A 6,658-nucleotide genomic window follows, 5' to 3' on the forward strand; every position below is an offset into this window, starting at 1 on the left:
ACGACATTATCCTTATGGCAGCTATTTAGCCCATGTTCTAGGCTTTGCAGGAGTGGACAACCAGGGATTGATGGGTCTTGAAAAATATTATGATAAAGAGCTGAGCGGGGAAAGAGGCTCTGTTAAATTTTATGCAAATGCCAAAGGCGAACGAATGAATGATATGGCGGATGATTATGAGAAGCCCGTCAATGGTCTTGACCTAAAATTAACGATTGACACAAAGGTCCAGACGATTGTCGAAAGAGAGCTGGATATTGCTGAAGCTAAGTATAACCCTGATGGACTAATTGCCATTGCGATGAACCCGAACAGCGGTGAGATTTTAGCGATGTCAAGCAGGCCATCCTTTGACCCGGCAAATTTTCGCAACGTTCCGCAGGAGGTTTACAACCGGAATTTACCTGTCTGGATGACGTATGAGCCGGGGTCGACTTTTAAAATTATTACGCTGGCAGCGGCATTGAATGAGGGAAAGGTAGACTTAGAGAAAGAACACTTTCATGATTCCGGCTCAGTTCAGGTAGCCGGTGCCAGGTTGAAATGCTGGAAACGAGGCGGACATGGAGATCAAACCTTCTTAGAAGTGGTGCAGAATTCCTGCAACCCCGGATTCGTGGAGCTTGGTCAAAGGCTGGGAAAGGAAAAGCTTTTCCAATATGTAAAGGATTTTGGCTTTGGCCAAAAGACAGGAATTGATTTACAGGGGGAAGGAACCGGGATTCTATTTAATATGAACCGCGTCGGCCCGGTTGAATTGGCAACAACTGCTTTCGGACAAGGGGTATCTGTTACGCCAATCCAGCAGGTTGCTGCAGTGTCTGCTGCCGTAAACGGCGGGATCTTATATAAACCTTTTATTGCAAAGGAATTAATCGACCCTGTAACTAAAGAAATCGTAATGAGAAATACTCCAGTTGAAAAGCGCAGGGTTATTTCTGAGGACACATCCAAGGAAATTCGCCATGCTCTTGAAAGTGTTGTTGCCCAAGGTACTGGAGGTAAAGCATTTGTTGATTCATATCGGATTGGCGGCAAAACTGGGACAGCCCAAAAAGCCCAGGGCGGCCGATACTTAGAAAATAACTTTATCGTCTCGTTTATTGGCTTTGCTCCCGCGGATGACCCGCAAATAGTCGTTTATGTGGCGGTTGATAACCCGAAAGGCGTAACCGCATTTGGCGGTACCGTAAGTGCTCCGATTGTAGGGAATATAATGAAGGACAGCTTGAGTGCGATGGGGGTAGAACCAAGAAAGGACCAAATTGAAAAAGAAATTAAATGGCCTGATACTGCACCAATCGAACTGCCTGATTTTGTTGGCATGACAAAAATTGAGCTTATGGAACAAATCTTGAACCTTCGAGTTGATGCAAGCGGCGAAGGTGATGTTGTTGTGAGACAATCTCCTGCACCAGGAACGAAAGTAAAGGAAGGTTCAAAAATTAGACTATACTTCGGCAGTGGTGATTAATTAAAAATCTTAAAGCATTTCTCACCTCTAGTTTTTGCCGATGCAAAGAACAAAATGGCAAAAAAATTTATTTTCATGTAAAATAAAGTGAAACTTTCGCCCACTAGTCTCTTCTAAAGGGGCATTGGCAAAAGCAGAGGTAAGGTAATGAGAGGATTTGAGATGACCATGAAGCTGAAAAAGCTGCTTGAGAGTTTGCATCTGATAATTCCCTATGAAGGAGAAGACAGGGAAATCACTTCAATAGAAAATGACAACCGCAAGGTGCAAAACGGGAGCTTATTTATTTGTATTAAAGGGTACACCGTGGACGGTCACGATTTTGCTGAATCGGCCGTAGCGAGCGGTGCTGCTGCTATTCTCGCGGAACGTCCGCTTAAGCTTGATGTTCCTGTTATCGTTGTGAATGATACAACAAGAGCGATGGCGGTTCTGGCTGATACCTTTTTCGAACAGCCTTCAAAGAAACTGCATTTGATAGGAATTACAGGTACAAACGGAAAAACAACAACCAGCCACATGATTGAAAAGATTTTTGCTGATTATGGGCGGATTACCGGATTAATTGGCACGATGTATACAAAAATAGCTGATAAGCTGATTGAAACTAAAAATACCACACCTGAAAGCTTAACGCTGCAAAAAACCTTTAAACAAATGGTGGATGATAGGGTGGAAACAGCGGTCATGGAGGTCTCTTCACATGCTTTGGATTTAGGAAGGGTCCATGGCTGCGACTTTGACGTGGCCGTATTTACCAACCTTACTCAAGACCATCTCGATTATCATAAGACAATGGATGAATACCAACGGGCAAAGAGTCTATTATTTGCTCAGCTTGGCAACACCTTTAACCAGCAAAAAGCTAAATTTGCCGTGTTAAATGCCGATGACCCTGCGTCAAGCCTGTTTAAACGGTCGACGGCTGCCCATGTTGTGACCTATGGGATCGATTCAAAAGCGGATATTCAAGCCGAAAATATCCAGATGAACGCATCAGGCACCGAATTTGAGGTCGTGTTTGGCAATCGTAGATATCCCGTTAACATTCAGTTTATCGGCAAATTCAGCGTTTATAATGTTTTGGCCAGTATCTCGGCCGCACTGGTATCGGGGCTTCCAATTGAGACGATTATTCGCTCTCTTGAAAGTATTAAGGGAGTGGCAGGAAGGTTTGAGCTTGTGCAAGCAGGCCAAGATTTTACCGTGATTGTCGATTACGCCCATACACCGGACAGCTTGGAAAATGTTTTGAAAACAATCCAGCATTTTGCCCGGAAAAAAATCTTTGTTGTAGTCGGGTGCGGTGGTGACAGGGACAGGACGAAACGTCCGTTGATGGCGCAAATTGCCTGTCAATATGCAACTGATCCGATTTTCACCTCGGATAATCCACGCAGTGAGAATCCGCTTGAAATTTTAAAGGAAATGGAATCTGGGATTCAAGGCAGGAACTATATTTATCGGGTGATTCCTGACCGTAAAGAAGCCATTGGCGTAGCGGTAAAGCAGGCAACAGCAGGTGATGTCATTTTGATTGCCGGCAAGGGACACGAAACCTATCAGATTATCGGCAGTGAAGTTTATGATTTCGATGACCGGCTTGTCGCTAGGGAAGCAATTGAGGAGAGAAAATAATGGTTTTGACCTATCGGGACTTAGCTGAAATTTTTTCGGAAAAACAAGGAGTCCAAGGCGATTTTGCTTTTTATACGGTGACTGACATGGCGGGGGATATACAGCCAAAGGGACTGTTTATCTCCATAAGCGAAGATAGCGGCAGTCTATCTGAAGCCATTGCTCAAGGTGCTATTGCGGTTCTTTGGGACAAACGAAATAAACTGCCGAATTACACTCCAAATCATTTTCCGGTCTTTTTTACAGATGATTCAGGGGATGCAATTGTACAGATTTTAACACGATATATTGAAAAATTGGATGGAGAAGCAACTGCAAAAATGGAGACAACTAACTTTAAATTTTCAAATAAAAAACTTCTTAATAAAAATAACGAATCATATGATATTGCTGTAATGCTAAAAAAAATAATTGAAAAACAAGAAAAGATACACGGGGGGAGGGGATAATATGCTGGAGCAAGTTATATTTTTCACAATCATCATGGCGTTTCTAATATCAGTGCTGCTTTCACCAGTTTTTATTCCCTTCTTAAGAAGGTTGAAATTTGGACAAAGCATCCGGGAGGAAGGACCTAAATCACACCAGAAAAAATCAGGAACACCGACGATGGGCGGCATCATGATTTTATTTGCCATTGTCATAACAACGCTGGTGATGACGGGCAAATTTTCCGAACCGACAGTTAAAACGTATTTGCTTCTTTTGGTCACGCTTGGGTTTGGTTTATTGGGATTTTTAGATGATTTTATAAAAGTAGTCCTGAAGAGAAACCTGGGATTAACCTCCAAGCAAAAGTTTTTAGGACAAATTATTATTTCCGTTATATTTTACTTGGTGTACAAACAAAACGGATTTTCAACCGAAATCATTCTTCCATTTACCGACAAGTCGCTTGATTTGGGATGGTTTTTTGTCATTTTTATTGTTTTTTGGCTAGTTGGATTTTCGAATGCTGTCAATTTAACGGACGGATTAGATGGTTTGGTGTCCGGTACTGCCGCTATTGCGTTCGGCGCGTTCGCCGTCCTTGCCTGGAATCAGTCGCAAATGGAAGTTGCGATTTTTTCTGTTGCCATTGTCGGTGCTGTCCTTGGCTTTTTGGTGTTTAATGCCCATCCGGCCAAGGTTTTCATGGGGGATACAGGCTCGCTTGCGCTGGGAGGGGCGATTGCCGCCATTTCGATCCTAACGAAGCTAGAAGTATTGCTCCTGATCATTGGCGGGATATTTGTGATTGAAACATTATCAGTCATTCTTCAGGTTGCTTCCTTTAAAACAACTGGAAAGCGCATCTTCCGAATGAGTCCCCTGCATCATCATTATGAGCTTGTCGGCTGGTCTGAATGGAGAGTAGTTGTTACTTTTTGGAGTGTCGGTCTAATTTTTGCGATTCTTGGAATCTATATCGAGGTGTGGTTGTAATTGAAGCAGATTGAATCTTATCGCCATAAAAAAATTCTTGTCTTAGGGTTAGCCAAAAGCGGAGTAACGGCCGCCGCTCTTTTACATAAACTTGGAGCCTTTGTAACAGTTAATGACAAAAAACCACTGTCGGAAAATCCTGAGGCTCAAGGGCTGTTAGAACAAGGGATTAAAGTAATTTGCGGGGAGCATCCGGTTGAACTGCTGGATGAGGGATTTGAGTTGATTGTCAAAAATCCCGGAATACCATATACCAATCCAATGATTGAAGGCGCACTTGAAAAAGGTATTCCTGTCATAACTGAAGTGGAGCTTGCCTATGAAATCTCCGAAGCCCCACTTATCGGAATTACCGGAACGAATGGGAAAACCACTACGACAACCCTCGTTTATGAAATGCTGAATGAAGGTGCAAAGCAGCCGTTAATTGCAGGGAATATCGGGACAGTTGCTTCTGGTGTTGCTGAGATAGCTGGGAAAGACAATACCATTGTTATTGAATTATCATCCTTCCAGTTAATGGGGATTGATACTTTCAAACCGAAAATTGCTATTATTACAAACATCTATGATGCCCATCTAGATTATCATGGGACTAGAGAGGAATATAAAAGGGCAAAAGCAAACATTACGAAAAACCAAACAGAGGAAGATTATTTGATCGTAAATGCCGACCAGGAAGAAACTTTCGAAATGGCCCGCCATTCGAAAGCAAAAATCATTCCTTTCTCTACTAAAAAAGTGCTAATGGAAGGGGCCTGCATCAAGGACGGCTGGATTTGTTTTAATCAAGAAAAAGTCATGGAAATTGAGAAAATTGTTCTGCCGGGCCGCCATAATTTAGAAAACATCTTATCGGCCATGGCTGCAGCCAAGCTTTCAGGTGTTGAAAATCATGCGATTCAACAGGTTCTTCTTACATTTACGGGAGTCAGACATCGATTGCAATACGTTGCTGAAGTGAATGGGAGAAAATTCTATAATGATTCAAAGGCAACGAATACGTTAGCAACAATCAAAGCACTTTCGGCATTTAACGGCCCGATTGTCCTGCTTGCAGGCGGTCTGGATCGGGGTAATGAGTTTGATGAGTTGATTCCTTACTTTAAAAATGTAAAAGCAATGGTTACATTCGGCCAGACAGCACCAAAGCTTGAACGCGTTGGGCAAGTTGCGGGAATAAAATGCATAAAGCGTGTCGATAATGTTGACATGGCTGTACCTGCTGCATTCGGATTTTCGGAACCGGGTGACGTTATTTTGTTATCTCCTGCCTGCGCCAGCTGGGATCAATATAAAAGTTTTGAAATCAGGGGAGACATTTTTATCGAAGCGGTGCATAGACTTAAGTAGGGGACTTGTCCAAAGAAAAGCTTTAAGCGCCTTCGGACCAAGCACAGCTTGGTTCTGCGATTGTCCAAAGAAGCTTTCCTTTGTGCCCTAAAACTTGTAGTTGAGGTGTTTGTGGTGCCGACAAAGAGAACAACTCCCGATTTTATTTTAATGATCGTTACCTTTACCTTGCTTGCCGTAGGGTTGATTATGGTGTACAGCGCGAGTGCAATCTGGGCTGAATATAAATTCGAAGATTCCTTTTTCTTTGCAAAACGGCAAACCTTATTCGCGGGTGTAGGCATACTGGCCATGTTTTTTATTATGAATATTAACTACTGGACATGGCGGACGTGGTCTAAAACTATTTTAATTGTTTGCTTTGTTTTATTAATTCTCGTCCTAATCCCGGGTATCGGAAATGTTCGGAACGGGTCACGAAGCTGGATTGGCGTAGGGGCGTTCTCGATTCAGCCGTCAGAATTTATGAAGCTTGCAATGATTGCCTTTTTGGCAAAGTATCTTTCGGAACGGCAAAAATTGATTACTTCCTTTAAAAAAGGACTTGTACCTTCATTGGGCCTCGCCTTCGTTGCGTTTGCAATGATTATGCTTCAGCCTGATTTAGGGACTGGTACCGTCATGATGGGCACGTGTGTGGTGATGATCTTTATCGCGGGGGCTCGCATCAGCCATTTTGCCTTTCTGGGACTCATGGGAGTAGCCGGATTTGTCGGCTTAATTGCCTCTGCTCCCTATCGGATTAAAAGGATCACGTCGTTTCTAGAT

Annotated in this window: 6 protein-coding genes; all 6 read left to right on the forward strand. The window is 43.0% G+C overall.

From position 1 onward, the window contains the following. Positions 1-1,474 (forward strand): stage V sporulation protein D (locus KHB02_RS22650; protein ID WP_241114026.1); only part of this gene is annotated, 1,474 nt, incomplete at its 5' end. Positions 1,475-1,642: 168 nt separating this feature from the next. Next, positions 1,643-3,112, forward strand: coding sequence for a UDP-N-acetylmuramoyl-L-alanyl-D-glutamate--2,6-diaminopimelate ligase (locus tag KHB02_RS22655; protein ID WP_213141308.1), 1,470 nt, complete (start codon positions 1,643-1,645; stop codon positions 3,110-3,112). Further along, complete coding sequence (locus KHB02_RS22660; RefSeq protein ID WP_213140839.1) at positions 3,112-3,561, forward strand: hypothetical protein; 450 nt, start codon at positions 3,112-3,114, stop codon at positions 3,559-3,561. Before KHB02_RS22655 ends, KHB02_RS22660 begins: the two co-directional genes overlap by 1 nt. 1 nt (position 3,562) lies before the next feature. Continuing rightward, positions 3,563-4,537, forward strand: coding sequence for a phospho-N-acetylmuramoyl-pentapeptide-transferase (gene mraY, locus KHB02_RS22665; RefSeq protein WP_213116420.1), 975 nt, complete (start codon positions 3,563-3,565; stop codon positions 4,535-4,537). Then, complete coding sequence (gene murD, locus KHB02_RS22670; protein WP_213140838.1) at positions 4,538-5,890, forward strand: UDP-N-acetylmuramoyl-L-alanine--D-glutamate ligase; 1,353 nt, start codon at positions 4,538-4,540, stop codon at positions 5,888-5,890. It abuts the gene before it with no gap. 150 nt (positions 5,891-6,040) lie between these two features. Beyond that, positions 6,041-6,658: FtsW/RodA/SpoVE family cell cycle protein (locus KHB02_RS22675; RefSeq protein ID WP_277398350.1), on the forward strand; the 618-nt coding region annotated here is incomplete at its 3' end.

It is taken from the genome of Neobacillus citreus (assembly GCF_018343545.2).
In the GTDB taxonomy this organism is placed as follows: domain Bacteria; phylum Bacillota; class Bacilli; order Bacillales; family Cytobacillaceae; genus Neobacillus; species Neobacillus citreus.